We start from the raw sequence: 13185 nt of genomic DNA, 5'->3' as shown, positions 1-13185 counted from the left end.
ATGCGCGCCGCAGCTTTCACGCGCGTCGCCGCGCCAGTCGTGCTGATCGGTTTGCTGAATGGCTGTCTGCTCGGCCCCAACTACGAGCGGCCGAAAGTGGACGTGCCGGCAACGTACCGGTTTGCGTACCCGGACGTGGCCGACGTCGCCAACACCAGGTGGTGGGAGCAGTTCGACGACCCGGTGCTGAACGACCTGGTGAAGACCGCGCTCGAGAACAACCTCAACGTGAAACAGGCGGCCGCGCGTGTCGACGAGTTCATGGGCCAGTTCGTGAGCACGCGTTCGGCACTGTTCCCGCAAGCGAGCGCAGGTTTCAGCGCGGCGCGCGAGCGCGCGTCGCAGAAAGGGCCGACGCCGATACCGGCCGGCGTCTCGCCGGTCTTCAACGAGTACCAGGCGAGCGTGTCGGCCTTCTGGACCATCGACCTGTTTGGCCAGGTGCGGCGCGAAACCGAGGCGGCGCGCGCCAACGTGAACGTGGCCGAACAGAGCCGACGCGCGACGATTCTGACGCTCGTCGCGTCGGTCGCGACGTCCTATATCACGCTGCGCAGCCTCGACGCGCAGCTCGAAATCGCACAGAGCACAACCGTGAGCCGTGCCGATTCCGTGCACGTGTTCACGCTGCGCCAGCAGTTCGGCCAAACCTCGGATATGGAGCTTGCACAGAGCCAGTCCGACTATGCGGCGACGAAGGCGACCATCCCGCAATTCGAGCAGCAGATCGCACAGCAGGAAGACGCGCTCTCGGTGCTGCTCGGCAGCAATCCGGAGCCGATCCTGCGCGGCCGTGCGTTGGTGGATCTCTCGACGCCCACTGTGCCTGCGGGCGTGCCGTCGGACCTGCTCGAACGCCGGCCCGACCTGCTGCAGGCCGAGCAGAATCTGGTCGCACAAAATGCGCTGATTGGCGCGGCGCGCGCGCTGTATTTCCCACAGATCTCGCTCACGGGGCTGTTCGGCTCGGTGAGCACGCAGTTCTCCAATCTCTTCACGGGACCTGCGCGGGTGTGGACGTTCGCCGGCTCGGCAGTGATGCCGATCTTCACGGGCGGCAATATCTACGGCCAGAACAAGCAGGCCGAGGCGCGTCAGCAGGAGGCGCTGTTCGCCTACGAAAATGCGATCAAGGTGGCGTTCCAGCAGGTCGACGACGCGTTGGTCTCGGTGCAAAAGTCACGCGAGCAGTTCGAGATCCAGAGCCAGCAGGTCGAATACCTGCGCAAGTATCTGCGGCTTGCGCGGCTACGCTACGAGGGCGGCTATACGAGCTACCTGGAGGTGCTCGATGCCGAGCGCAATCTGTTCAACGCGGAACTGCAGCAAACCCAGACCCGGGCCGCGACGCTGACGAACCTCGTCAACCTCTACATGGCGATGGGCGGCGGGTGGGTCGTGCAGGCGGAGCAGATGAGCGTGCCGCAACCGGCGAGCGGTCCGCCGCCGGCGCAGCCCGCTACGGCGGAACCCGTTGCGCAGGTGCCGCAATGACGCTCGGGGGCTCGTGCGCGCCGCCCCCGAATATGTTCAGGCGCATCGACGCACAGAGCGTTCTGGAAAGCGACCGCTGGCGTGTGATGGCGGGTGTCGTTGGCCAGCAAACGGATGAGGGGCGCTGAGGGAGCGGATCGCGAGGAGCGCGTGCAGGAAGCGTGGCTATCGTTTATTTAACATAATGCAAATTATCGCAGTTTTAGTATGTTCGCAAACATCAATAATCACCGCATTCGATCTCGACAATGACGTTCAAGGCCCGCGGGCTGGCCGCCCGCGGAACCTCAGCCACGATCTTTCTAGCCGTAACGATAAACCCCGCGCCCAGTCTTCCGACCCAGACGTCCGGCGGCCACCAGTTCACGAAGCAGCGGGCACGCGCGGTATTTCGAATCGCCAAAGTCCTTGTAAAAGACGTCCATGACCGAAAGCACCACGTCGAGCCCAACTAGGTCGGCAAGCGCCAGCGGCCCAATCGGCTGATTCGCGCCGAGACGCATGCCGGTATCGATATCCTCGGCTGGCGCGACGCCTTCGGCGAGCAGGAAGAAAGCCTCGTTGATCATCGGCACGAGAATGCGGTTGACCACGAAGCCCGGCGAATTGCGCACGTTGATCGGCGACTTGCCGAGCCGCAGCGTCAGTTCGTGGACCGTCTCCGCCGCGGCGCTACCGGTTTCGAGGCCCCGGATGATTTCAACGAGCGGCATCAACGGCACCGGATTGAAGAAATGCATGCCGACGAGACGCGACGGGTCGGCAAGCGCGGCGCCAAGCGTGGTGATCGAGATTGAAGACGTATTGGAAGCGAGAATGGCGTCGGGACGCGCGACCGTTTCAATCTGCTTCAGGATGCGCAGCTTCAGATCGAGGTTTTCAGTGGCGGCTTCGATGATCAGCCCGGCAGCACCGAGCCGCTGATAATCGGTGCACGTCTCGATGCGCGCGAGCGCGGCATCGCTCGCCACCGCGTCCAGCTTGTCTTTCGCGATGAGCCGGTCGAGGCTTCCCTTCAGCGCGGTGAGCCCCCTGTCGAGCGCGGCCTCGCTGACGTCGACCACGATCACGCGCAGACCAGCGAGCGCGGCGACCTGCGCGATGCCGGAACCCATCGTCCCGGCGCCCACGATTCCCAATGTGTCGATTTGCATGGCTTTATGTGGTGCGCCCGAAGGCGCACACAATTTACTGGACGTTTTCGAAAACGGCGGCGATGCCCTGCCCGCCGCCAATGCACATCGTGACGAGCGCGTAACGGCCGCCAACGCGCTTGAGTTCGTGCAGCGCCTTCACGGCGATCAGTGCGCCAGTCGCGCCAATAGGATGACCGAGCGAAATACCCGAGCCGTTGGGGTTCACCTTTTCAGGGTCCAGGCCCAGCTCCTGCGTGACCGCGCACGCCTGGGCGGCAAACGCCTCGTTCGACTCGATCACATCGAGGTCCGCGACGGACAGTCCCGCGCGTTGCAACGCAAGACGCGTAGCCGGCACCGGGCCGATACCCATGTAAAGCGGATCGACGCCCGCGTGTGCATATGCCACGAGTTTCGCCATCGGCGCGAGGCCGCGTGCCTCGGCCGCTGCGCGCGACATCAGCAGGACGGCCGCGCCCGCGTCGTTGATGCCGGAAGCATTGCCCGCCGTGACCGTACCGTTCTCCTTCGCGAATACTGGCTTGAGCTTCGCGAAGTCGTCGATCGTTGCATCGTGGCGCAAATGTTCGTCGGTGTCGAAGACGGTCTCGCGCCCTTTCACCGTGCGCTTGACCGGCACGATCTGGCTGGCGAACCGGCCCTCTGCGATCGCTCGCGCCGCTCGACGATGCGACTCGAGCGCGAGGTTGTCCTGCTGCTCGCGCGTGATGCCGTAACGGCCCGCGACGTTTTCGGCCGTCACGCCCATCGGCACGGTGTGGAACGGATCGTTGAGCGCACCCAGCATCATGTCGATGAGGCGCGCGTCGCCCATGCGTGCGCCGAAGCGCGCCTCGGTCGTGATGTACGGCGCGCGGCTCATGTTCTCGGCGCCAGCGCCGATCGCCACGTCAGCATCGCCGAGCAGAATGGTCTGGGCAGCCGAAACGATTGCCTGCAGGCCCGAACCGCACAGCCGGTTGACGTTGAACGCAGGCGTCGATTCAGGAATGCCGGCGTTGATCGCGGCGACTCGAGACAGGTAAAAATCCCGCGGCTCGGTGGCGATCACATTGCCGAACACCACATGCCCCACGTCCTTTGCCTCGACGCGGCTTCGCGCGAGCAGTTCGCGCACGACGATTGAACCGAGTTCGGTTGGCGGCACGTCTTTCAGGCTGCCGCCGAATTTTCCGATCGCGGTCCGCACACCGCCCACCACCACGACTTCCCTGCTCATATGGATTCCTCACTTATCTGTTTTGCCGCCTGCGAAGCGGCGGCGCAGCCTGTTTCTACGCCTGGCCCCGACCTGTTCAGGAAGTCCCCAGGGCGCGCCGTGGCAATCCTAGCGCCAACAGGCGCCGGACAGACTGATCAAACCGGACGACATACTGACAAAACTGGCCATGTCATGCCGTCCACGCGGCCCGACGGTGGATTCCAGTCGCCCCTGTTAAGGTTTCGTTAAGGGGCCGGTGCGTAGAATCGCCTCTGACAACACAACCGGGACCGCCTTCCAGCGGTGAGGCAAGAACGGGCGTGAATAAAGAGGGCCCCTATGGATGCAGTCGAAACATTGAACCGAACCATTTTTCTCGCACTCAATGCCACACCCGCAACGCCGCATTGGCTCATTGCTGCGGGCACGCTGATCGCGGACGATGCGATCCTGCTGGTCCCGGCCATGCTGGCGGCACTATGGTTGACAGGCTCAGACGAGCGCCGCGCGTTGGCCGTGCGCGCCTGTTTTGCCGGCTTGCTGGCCCTCGGCATCAACCAGCTGATCGGCCTGGCGTGGTACCACCCCCGCCCTTTCGCTAGCGCAACCGGCTATACGTTTCTCGCCCATGCTCCCGATTCTTCGTTTCCTAGCGATCATGTGACGCTGCTTTCCGCAGTCTCGTTCACCTTCCTGTACGGCGGGAAGCGGGGAATCGGCTTGCTCGCCTTGTTCGTCGATATCGCCGTTGCCTGGGCTCGCATCTTTGTCGGCGTGCACTGGCCCTTCGACATGATCGGCGCGGCGATCGTCGCCTGGCTGGCCTGCATGATTGGCAGCCCGATCTGGCGCCTCGCGGGCATGGCGGTGACCGGCACGTTGATCGCGCTGTACAGGAAGGTTCTCGCTGTGCCGATCAGCCTGCGGTGGCTACGGCCGTAGTGAGCCCTCGTCAAGCGCGTCTCAACGCCTGCGGCTGCCAGACTATTCTTTTGAAGCACTCTGGTCTAAGGCTCATCGGCCCCAACCTGTTCGAGTGCATTCAGGTCATCAGAGAAATTGTCAGGCGTCCCAGCAGCGGTTTCATGGGTGCGCGGCGGAGACTTCACGACCGACGGCGGCGTTGCGCCCATGCATTCATCGATACGCTGCAGCAAATAAGGAAAGAACGGATTCGACGCGATGCGGAACATCGAATCGAGCGTCAGGATCAGGGTGCCGCGAACCTATCTTTATTACCTTCAGTGAGGTGCGTAACAGTGTCGTTCTCTTTCGTTATTGATATCGGGAAATCGAAAATACACGCAACTCACAATAGCCGCGCTTTGCTTGCGAATGGGCTTCGAATTCTCACAGGAACGTTAGCTTGCCGTTTCGAATGTCATACATCGAGCCCACCATCTTCACGTTCCCTTTCGTTTCCAGATCGGACAGAATCGGACTCCCACTGCGGATAGCGGCTATCGCACCCTGAACATTCGATCGCGCGACGGCATCGACAAATTCATCGTTTTTGCCGCCATCCGCCGGGTCGTCGGGAACTTCAATCGCCGTGTTTGCAGACATTGGAATCTCCCTTTTGACGGAGGTCGAACCTTGACTCGGAGAGGGATCTTGATCGACGTTCGCTAACAACCTCAGTTCAGCGTGAAGGCAATGTGAAGATGGTCAGTCAGAGTATAGGCGGCGCGAGAAATGGTGATATCCGGCTGCGCCGCCGTCATGGACGCCACACTACGCTGCAGGACGAGCCCCCTCCCAGGCACGCTGCAGGAGCGCTCTAAGCGGCTTCCCCTCGATCGGCCGCGGATTCCAGTAGGGGTTCGACAATGCCACCTCGCAGGCATGATCAAGATCGGTTTCCTTCAAACCGATATCGCGAAGGCCTCGCGGCACCCCGAGTTCCCGGTTTAGCGCATAGAGACCGTCGGCTGCGGAATTCACGTTCAGTGCCCTCGCGATCCGACTCATGGCCTCTGCGGCAACCGTGCTGTTGTACGCGAGCGCGTGGGGCAAGACTATCGCATGCGTTTCCGCATGAGGCAGGTTGAATGTTCCCCCCAGGGTATGACACAGTTTGTGATGGAGGGCCATACCCACGTTACCGAGCACCATGCCACAGAACCATGCGCCATACAGGCAGTCACCGCGCGCCGATACATCCTTGCTGCTCTTCCTCACTGCACGAAGGCCATCCGCGAGCGAACGAATGCCCTCCTCGGCCATCAATGACATGACAGGATTTCCGTCTTTTGCGTAGAGTCCTTCGGCGGCGTGAGCGATCGCATTCAATCCGCTCACAATCGAGAGTTGAACGGGGAGCCCAATCGTCAACTCCGGGTCGTACAACACGGTCTTCGGCAACACCCTGGCGTCGCGCCCGGTTCGCTTCAGACCGTTCTCGGTGATGCCGTAGATCGGCGTCATCTCCGAGCCCGCGTAGGTCGTCGGTATCGCGATGATCGGCAATGACGATTCGAGCGCGATCGCCTTGCCGAGGCCGATCGTCGAACCACCGCCGATCGCGACCGCGCAGTCTGCTTCCACAGTCTTCGCGTGTTCCCGCGCTCGGCGAGCGTTCTCGATGGGAACGTGCATTTGCGCACCGTCGAAAACGCCTGCGCTAGACGGACCGAGGAGAGATGAAACCACCTCGGCTTGCGCTTTCTGCTCGGGGGTACAAAGAATCAATGCGCGGCGGGCGCCCAACGTCTCGACTTCCTGCTGGATCAGTTTCATGCTTCCAGCACCAAATACGACTCTCGACGCCTGCGTTGTGTAGGTGAACTCATACATGAGATCTGCTTCCCTTGTCGTCGGACGGCAAGCCCGCTTAAATGTAGTCGACCTGGTAGCGAGCGACACGAACATCACCCAGGACCTGCTTCACGCGCAAATGTTCAGGATGCGACGCATAGGCTTCGAGCGACGCCTGGCAATCGAACTCCGTATACAGGACAACGTCGCAAGCATAGTCAACGGCGCTGACATCCAGCCCGACCTCGAGCTTCGTGAGCCCCGGGATCTTCCCGCTCAGGCTCTCGAACGCGTCCTTGACGAAATTCGCCGTCGCTTTCTTTTCCTCATGCGTCTCGCCGCGAACGTTCCACATCACGATATGCTTGATCATTTTCATTTCCATGAATACTGCTTACGAACAGGACCGCTGTTCGAGACACGATCTGGTACCTGGAACAGCGGTTCGCCGTATAGAGTCGTTACGCCTTGTTTTTGTTGTACACGTCCACGAATACGGCCGCGAGCAGCACGACACCCTTGATCACCTGCTGATAGTCGACGCCGATACCCATGATCGACATGCCGTTGTTCATCACGCCCATGATGAATGCACCCACAACGGCTCCGACTACCTTGCCGACACCGCCGGAAGCGGATGCACCGCCGATAAAGCACGCAGCGATCACGTCCAGTTCGAAACCGGTGCCGGCCTTCGGCGTGCCGCTATTCAGACGCGCTGCGAAAATGATGCCCGCGAGCGCGGCAAGCACACCCATGTTGACGAACGTGAGAAAGCTGACGGCCGGCACGCTAACGCCGGACAGCCGAGCGGCTTTCGCATTGCCACCGACCGCGTACACACGGCGCCCGATGGTCGTACGGTTCATGACGAACGTGTACAGCCCGATCAGCACGCCCATGATGACGAGCACGGTCGGCAAACCGCGGTAGGACGCGAGCAGGTAGCAAAAATAGACGATCAGGGCGGTCAGCACGACGTTCTTTGCCACGAACATCGGGAACGAACCCTTTTCCACCCCGTGCTTCGCCGCACTCGCGCGATGACGAAGCTCGATCGCGAAGAAAGCGGCGCCGACCAGAACGCCAAGCACAATCGACGTAACATGAAGGTCCTGCCCGCGGAAAATGTCAGGAATGAAACCCGAGCTGACCGCTGCGAAGCTATCCGGGAACGGACCGATCGACTGGCCCTGAAGCACCAGATTGGTCAAGCCGCGAAACACCAGCATCCCGGCCAGCGTCACGATGAACGACGGCATGCGCCAGAATGCAATCCAGTAACCCTGCACGGCGCCAATCAGCGCGCCAGTCGCGATACAGATGATGGTGGCCACAACGTAGTTGACGTTGAACTGCACCATCAACACGGCTGCGAGGGCGCCGACCAGTCCGGCCGTCGAGCCGACCGACAGGTCGATATGGCCCGCCACGATCACCATCAGCATGCCGAGCGCCATGATGACGATGTAGCTGTTTTGCAGCACGAGATTCGTCAGGTTCAGCGGCTCCATGAGCACGCCGCCCGTCGCAAACTGAAAGAAAATCATGATGACGATCAGCGAGAAAAGCAGCCCGTATTCGCTGGCGCCGCGCCTGATCACGTCGATGATTTCACTTTTCTTGACCTCGGCCTCCTGATGAGCCGCAGGCGAGAGAGCTTTACGCATTTCAGATGCCTCCATTTCGCATGATTGCCCGCATGATTTTTTCCTGCGAGACTTCTTCCGACGTGAACTCGCCGACGAAGCGGCCTTCGTTCATGACATAGACGCGGTCGCACATGCCAAGCAGCTCGGGCATCTCCGAAGAAATCATGACCACGCACTTACCCGCCGCAACCGCCTGATTGATGATGCTGTAGATCTCGTACTTCGCTCCCACGTCGATGCCGCGCGTGGGCTCGTCGAGAATGAGGACATCGGGCTCAGAGAACAGCCACTTGCTCAACACGACCTTCTGCTGATTGCCGCCGGACAGGTTGCCGACCACGTGCGAAACCCCTTGCGCGCGGATTCGCAACTTCTTCAGGAAGTCGGACGCAACGGTGACTTCCTCGTGCTCGTTCACGACACCGTATTTCGACACGCCCGCGAGATTCGCCAGAGAAATGTTGGTCTGGATATCGTCATCGAGAAGCAGCCCGTTGCCCTTGCGGTCCTCGGTCACGTAGGCCAGGCCCGCGTTGATGGCCTTCCTGACGGAAGAGACATCGACCGCCTTCCCATGAAGGTGGACCGAGCCGCCAATGTCTTGCCCGAAGGCGCGTCCGAACACGCTCATGGCCAGCTCGGTTCGGCCCGAACCCATCAACCCGGCGATACCCACGATTTCGCCCGCACGCGCCTTCAGGTTGACACCCTTGATGACTTCCCGGTCACGCTGGGTGGGATGCCGGACACGCCAATCCTTGACCTCGAAGATCACCTCGCCGATGTCCGGCGTTCGCTTCGGATAGCGATCGGACATCTCGCGGCCGACCATGGCCTTGATGATGCGGTCCTCGCTAACGGTTTCCGCATGACAATCGAGTTCGTCAACGGTCGACCCGTCGCGGATGACCGTAATGCTGTCTGCGACCCGAGAAATTTCGTTGAGCTTGTGCGAGATGATGATCGAGGTGACGCCACGTGCTTTCAGGTCCAGCAATAGCTTGAGCAGTGTGTCGCTGTCCTTCTCGTTCAGGCTCGCCGTGGGCTCGTCCAGAATGAGCAGGCGCACTTCCTTCGACAACGCCTTGGCGATTTCCACGAGTTGCTGCTTGCCGATTCCGAGGGTACCAACTGGGGTATCCGGGGAATCGGTCAGTCCAACCTTCTCCAGCAGCGCCTTCGCGCGGGCGCGGGAACCTTGCCAGTCGATCACGCCGCGACGGGACTGCTCGTTGCCCAGAAAAATGTTCTCGGTAATGGACAGCATGGGAACGAGCGCAAGTTCCTGATGGATGATGATGATGCCCACCTCCTCGCTGTCCGTGATGTCGGAGAACGCGCGCTCTTCCCCTTCATACATCACGGAACCCGCATACGAACCGTGCGTATAGACGCCGCTCAGAATCTTCATCAGCGTCGACTTGCCCGCGCCGTTCTCACCGCAGATGGCGTGAATTTCGCCTTTTTTGACCTTCAGATTGACGTTGTTCAGGGCCTTCACCTGGCCGAACGCCTTCTGGATGCCGTTCATCTCCAGAATCGTGTCCATCTCCGTATCCTCATATCTCTCGAGCTCGATGCACGACACCAGCGCGCCGTTACGCCTTCCAACGGTCACGGCGCGCTGAGCGACAACACCGCCATTACTTGATCTGCGCCGGCGTGTAGTAACCGCTGTTGACGAGCAGGGGTTGCACGCTTTCCTTGTCGACGAGCACCGGCTTCACCAGATAGGTGGGAACGACCTTCGCGCCGTTGTTGTAGCTTTTCGTGTCGTTCACGGGGACCGTCTTGCCGGTGAGCGCGTCGTCGACCATGTCGGCGGTAATGCTCGCCAGCTTGCGCGTATCCTTGAACACGGTCGTGGTCTGATCGCCGCGAACAATGGCCTTCACGTTCTGGATGTCGGCATCCTGGCCGGTCACCACGGGCATCGGCGCCTGTGCGGAGCCGTAGCCCACGCCCTTGAAGGACGAAATCACGCCGATCGCGATCGCGTCATTGGGGGTCCAGACCGCATCGAGATGGTCCTTGCCGTAGAAGGCGCTCAGCAGGTTGTCCATCCGCGACTGGGCCGTCGCACCGTCCCAGTTGCGGGTCGCGATTTTTTCGAATGCTTCCTGCTTGCTGCGAATCACGAACTTGCCGCTGTCGATATACGGCTTGAGCACCGACATACCGCCGGCATAGATCATGTGCGCGTTGTTGTCGTCCGACGAGCCGCCGAAGACCTCGATGTTCCAGGGCGTCTTGCTGCCCTTCTTTTTCCACGCATCGACGATGCTTTGCGCCTGCAGCACGCCGACGCCGTAGTTGTCGAACGTGGCGTAGTAGTCGACGTCCTTCGTCTGGCTAATCAGGCGATCGTACGAAATGACCTTGATGTGCTTCTTCTGCGCATAGGCCAATGCGTCCGAGAAGGTCTTGCCGTCGATCGGCGCGATCACCAGCGCTTTCACGCCTTTCGCCAGCATGTTTTCGACCTGATTGACCTGGGTCGGCACGTCGTAGTTCGCGTACTGCAAGTCGGCCGTGTAGCCTTTCGCCTTCAGTGCGTCGACCATGCTCTTGCCGTCGGTCAGCCAACGCGACTCGGTCTTGTCAGGCAGCGAGATACCGATGACTCCCTTGTCCCCGGCGTACGAGGACGTCGACATCGCAGCGAACCCGATGCTGAAAGTCACTGCAACCACAACACGCTTGATGATGCTCATCTCCGTCTCCTGACTTAGTACTACGTAGTTATTGGCAAATACGATTCACTTGAAGACTGGCCCCGAGCCCGAGGCCAGTCTCGCCTTACTCGATAAACACTTCTGCCCCAGCCTGTTTCGAGGAGGCGAACATGGCCTCGATGACACGGCTGATGTTGTAGGCCTGTGCAGCGGGAACGACCGATGGGGTTCCGTTGCGCAGCGCCCCGAAGAAAGCGTTCGATTCCCGGTCGAAGTACACCGGGTTGCCGATTTCCGCAATGTCCGGCGAGTACTCGGTCTTCTTCGTGGCCCAGATTTCGGGGAAGCTCGTTTCCTGCCACTCGGTCCAGCCTTCCGGGTACGCGCCCTTGCCTGCGTCGTAGATCTTGTAGCTTGCCGGCAGCGAGCGCGAAGACATGATCCCTTCGGTGCCGTATGCCGTGATGTCCCAGCTCTCCGTCCACGGCAGCACGTCCCACGACATGAAGTCGATGGTCACGATCTTGTCTTCGTAGTTGAGCACCGCGCCAGCGGCATCTTCGCGCGACTCGTCGCCGTGGAAATTCGGGAACTTCGTGATACGCGCGTTGACCGACCGGGGCGTGCCGAAGTGGAGCAGGATGCGGTCCACCAGGTGGCAGCCGATCACGAACACGGCGCCGCCGATATCGCCGGGCTGCGTCATGTGCGCGGTGCCGGCTTCATCGTGCGAGCAGCCGCCGTGCGCGCGCACCTGGACGACCTTGCCGAGGCGCCCGCTTTTCAGGGCTGCCTGCATGACGTCGACCGATGGCGCAAAGCGCCAGCAGTAGCCCACCTGAAAGAGCCCGCCCGTGCGTTCGACGGCCTGCACGATACGCCGCGCGTCTTCCGAACTGCGTCCTGCGGGCTTCTCGCACAGCACGGCCTTGCCGGCTTCGAGCGCCTCGATGGCGAGATCGGCCATCTTGTCGCTTTTCGAGTGCACGAAGACCACGTGCACATTCTCGTCGGCCAGAATGTCCTCTTTTGTGCGAGCCTCGAGTCCGAGCGCGTCGACGAACGGCTTCAGCAACGGGCTGGTGTCCCAGGCGCCGAGCATCTTCGCATCGCTTCGACGTTGAATCGCCTTGACGCGCCCGGACGTGTGCGGGTGCGTGATACCGAGGCAGGCAACGCCTACCGTTTCTCCAGGGCGAATGTTTCGCGTCATGACAGATCTCCTCCAGCTGTATCGTTAGACCTTGACCGCTTTACCGGACGTCGCGGACTCGAGTGCGCATTCGGCGAGACGCAGTGCCTTGAGGCCGTCGTCGACCGAGGTCGGCAGCGGCGTGTCGTTGTTCAGCGCGTCGACGAACGCCTGCAACTCGCCTTTGTAAGCCTCAACGTAGCGTTCAAGGAAGAAGTTGAGCAGCGGCTCGCGCACGTCGGTCGCTTCCCTGGTCCAGCGGCGGATGGTCGAAGGACGCAGGTTTTCCTGCAGGAGCATGCCTCTCGAGCCCGACACTTCCATGCGCTGGTCGTACCCGTAGACGGCTTCGCGGCAGCAGTTGATATGGCATTGCTTGCCGGACGCCGTACGCAGCTGCACCATGACGGTGTCGAAGTCGCCCAGTTCGGCGAGCGACGTGTCAACGAGGCGGCTCGCCAGCGCCATCACTTCCACCGGCTCCTCGCCGAGCAGCCAGCGGGCCATGTCGAGGTCGTGAATCACCATGTCGCGGAAAATGCCGCCCGAATGCTCGACGTAGTCGCGTGGGGGCATACCAGGGTCGCGGCTCGAAATGACGACCTGGCGGACTTCGCCCACCTCGCCGGCGTCGATCGCCTTGCGGAACGCCTGGGAGGTCGGATCGAAGCGGCGGTTGAAGGCGAGCATCACACGTCCACGCAGACGCTCGACTTCGCGGGCCGCGGCCAGCGACTTCTCCATGTCGAGATCGATGGGCTTTTCGCAGAGCACAGCCTTGCCGCGCGCCACGGCTTCCAGCATGAACGTGATGTGGGTATCGGTCGGCGTGCCGATCACCACGGCGTCGACATCGCTGCGTTGCAGAACGGCCATGCAGTCGGTCGACGCTTCGCAGCCCAGGCGTTCAGCGAGCGAGTTGGCCGCTGCCGCCACCGGGTCGGCGACGACGACGAGCCTCGCGTTCGGAATCGCGGCTGCGTTGCCTGCGTGAATGCGGCCAATCCGGCCCGCGCCGAGAACAGCGATACGAATCATGTTTGTCTCCAGAGATGTC

General features: G+C 61.4%; 13 protein-coding genes. 2 read left to right on the top strand and 11 right to left on the bottom strand.

From position 1 onward, the window contains the following. On the top strand, positions 1–1494 hold the full coding sequence (locus AB4Y42_RS31380; protein ID WP_368696340.1) for an efflux transporter outer membrane subunit: 1494 nt from the start codon (positions 1–3) through the stop codon (positions 1492–1494). A gap of 302 nt (positions 1495–1796) precedes the next feature. On the opposite strand, the gene AB4Y42_RS31375 is transcribed toward AB4Y42_RS31380, so the two are convergent. Together AB4Y42_RS31375 and bktB are read right to left on the bottom strand one after the other, a co-directional pair. Next, entirely contained in the window at positions 1797–2648 is an 852-nt protein-coding gene (locus AB4Y42_RS31375; RefSeq protein WP_368686893.1) for a 3-hydroxybutyryl-CoA dehydrogenase, read from the bottom strand. A 34-nt stretch (positions 2649–2682) separates the two neighbouring features. Next, entirely contained in the window at positions 2683–3870 is a 1188-nt protein-coding gene (gene bktB / locus AB4Y42_RS31370; RefSeq protein ID WP_368696339.1) for a beta-ketothiolase BktB, read from the bottom strand. Between the two features lie 321 nt (positions 3871–4191). Between bktB and AB4Y42_RS31365 the strand changes: the two genes are divergently transcribed. After that, complete coding sequence (locus AB4Y42_RS31365; protein WP_368696338.1) at positions 4192–4794, top strand: phosphatase PAP2 family protein; 603 nt, start codon at positions 4192–4194, stop codon at positions 4792–4794. A 65-nt stretch (positions 4795–4859) separates the two neighbouring features. Here the strand turns inward: AB4Y42_RS31365 and AB4Y42_RS31360 are convergent, their stop codons facing one another. From AB4Y42_RS31360 to iolG, 9 genes are all read right to left on the bottom strand, one after another. After that, positions 4860–5045 (bottom strand): hypothetical protein, encoded by a 186-nt coding sequence (locus AB4Y42_RS31360; RefSeq protein ID WP_368686896.1) that lies wholly within the window; start codon positions 5043–5045, stop codon positions 4860–4862. A 157-nt stretch (positions 5046–5202) separates the two neighbouring features. Continuing rightward, positions 5203–5418, bottom strand: coding sequence for a hypothetical protein (locus AB4Y42_RS31355; RefSeq protein ID WP_368686897.1), 216 nt, complete (start codon positions 5416–5418; stop codon positions 5203–5205). Between the two features lie 168 nt (positions 5419–5586). Further along, positions 5587–6648, bottom strand: coding sequence for a maleylacetate reductase (locus AB4Y42_RS31350; protein ID WP_368696337.1), 1062 nt, complete (start codon positions 6646–6648; stop codon positions 5587–5589). Positions 6649–6685: 37 nt separating this feature from the next. After that, positions 6686–6982, bottom strand: coding sequence for a Dabb family protein (locus AB4Y42_RS31345; RefSeq protein WP_368696336.1), 297 nt, complete (start codon positions 6980–6982; stop codon positions 6686–6688). A gap of 88 nt (positions 6983–7070) precedes the next feature. Beyond that, entirely contained in the window at positions 7071–8279 is a 1209-nt protein-coding gene (gene mmsB / locus AB4Y42_RS31340; protein WP_368686900.1) for a multiple monosaccharide ABC transporter permease, read from the bottom strand. Position 8280: 1 nt separating this feature from the next. Beyond that, positions 8281–9810 carry a multiple monosaccharide ABC transporter ATP-binding protein gene (mmsA, locus tag AB4Y42_RS31335; protein WP_368696335.1) on the bottom strand — a complete coding sequence of 510 codons (1530 nt, stop codon included), beginning with the start codon at positions 9808–9810 and terminating at the stop codon, positions 8281–8283. A gap of 94 nt (positions 9811–9904) precedes the next feature. Further along, positions 9905–10975, bottom strand: a complete 1071-nt coding sequence (gene chvE / locus AB4Y42_RS31330) for a multiple monosaccharide ABC transporter substrate-binding protein (protein WP_368696334.1) — start codon at positions 10973–10975, stop codon at positions 9905–9907. Between the two features lie 85 nt (positions 10976–11060). Next, the gene (locus AB4Y42_RS31325; protein WP_368686903.1) at positions 11061–12149 is read right to left on the bottom strand and encodes a Gfo/Idh/MocA family protein; all 1089 of its coding nucleotides are present in this window, start codon (positions 12147–12149) and stop codon (positions 11061–11063) included. A gap of 24 nt (positions 12150–12173) precedes the next feature. Beyond that, complete coding sequence (gene iolG / locus AB4Y42_RS31320) at positions 12174–13166, bottom strand: inositol 2-dehydrogenase (protein ID WP_368696333.1); 993 nt, start codon at positions 13164–13166, stop codon at positions 12174–12176. Between the last annotated feature and the right edge of the window lie 19 nt (positions 13167–13185).

The sequence above is a fragment of the Paraburkholderia sp. EG286B genome (assembly GCF_040965655.1).
Lineage (GTDB): Bacteria > Pseudomonadota > Gammaproteobacteria > Burkholderiales > Burkholderiaceae > Paraburkholderia.
This window is presented reverse-complemented; position numbering and strand designations above follow the sequence as displayed.

Excerpts from the sequence above, each read along its gene's own strand:
- bktB (WP_368696339.1), bottom strand. The coding sequence starts at position 3,870 with ATGAGCAGGGAAGTCGTGGTGGTGGGCGGTGTGCGGACCGCGATCGGA.
- mmsB (WP_368686900.1), bottom strand. The coding sequence starts at position 8,279 with ATGCGTAAAGCTCTCTCGCCTGCGGCTCATCAGGAGGCCGAGGTCAAG.
- AB4Y42_RS31360 (WP_368686896.1), bottom strand. The coding sequence starts at position 5,045 with ATGTTCCGCATCGCGTCGAATCCGTTCTTTCCTTATTTGCTGCAGCGT.
- iolG (WP_368696333.1), bottom strand. The coding sequence starts at position 13,166 with ATGATTCGTATCGCTGTTCTCGGCGCGGGCCGGATTGGCCGCATTCAC.
- chvE (WP_368696334.1), bottom strand. The coding sequence starts at position 10,975 with ATGAGCATCATCAAGCGTGTTGTGGTTGCAGTGACTTTCAGCATCGGG.
- mmsA (WP_368696335.1), bottom strand. The coding sequence starts at position 9,810 with ATGGACACGATTCTGGAGATGAACGGCATCCAGAAGGCGTTCGGCCAG.
- AB4Y42_RS31380 (WP_368696340.1), top strand. The coding sequence starts at position 1 with ATGCGCGCCGCAGCTTTCACGCGCGTCGCCGCGCCAGTCGTGCTGATC.
- AB4Y42_RS31375 (WP_368686893.1), bottom strand. The coding sequence starts at position 2,648 with ATGCAAATCGACACATTGGGAATCGTGGGCGCCGGGACGATGGGTTCC.
- AB4Y42_RS31345 (WP_368696336.1), bottom strand. The coding sequence starts at position 6,982 with ATGATCAAGCATATCGTGATGTGGAACGTTCGCGGCGAGACGCATGAG.
- AB4Y42_RS31355 (WP_368686897.1), bottom strand. The coding sequence starts at position 5,418 with ATGTCTGCAAACACGGCGATTGAAGTTCCCGACGACCCGGCGGATGGC.
- AB4Y42_RS31365 (WP_368696338.1), top strand. The coding sequence starts at position 4,192 with ATGGATGCAGTCGAAACATTGAACCGAACCATTTTTCTCGCACTCAAT.
- AB4Y42_RS31350 (WP_368696337.1), bottom strand. The coding sequence starts at position 6,648 with ATGTATGAGTTCACCTACACAACGCAGGCGTCGAGAGTCGTATTTGGT.
- AB4Y42_RS31325 (WP_368686903.1), bottom strand. The coding sequence starts at position 12,149 with ATGACGCGAAACATTCGCCCTGGAGAAACGGTAGGCGTTGCCTGCCTC.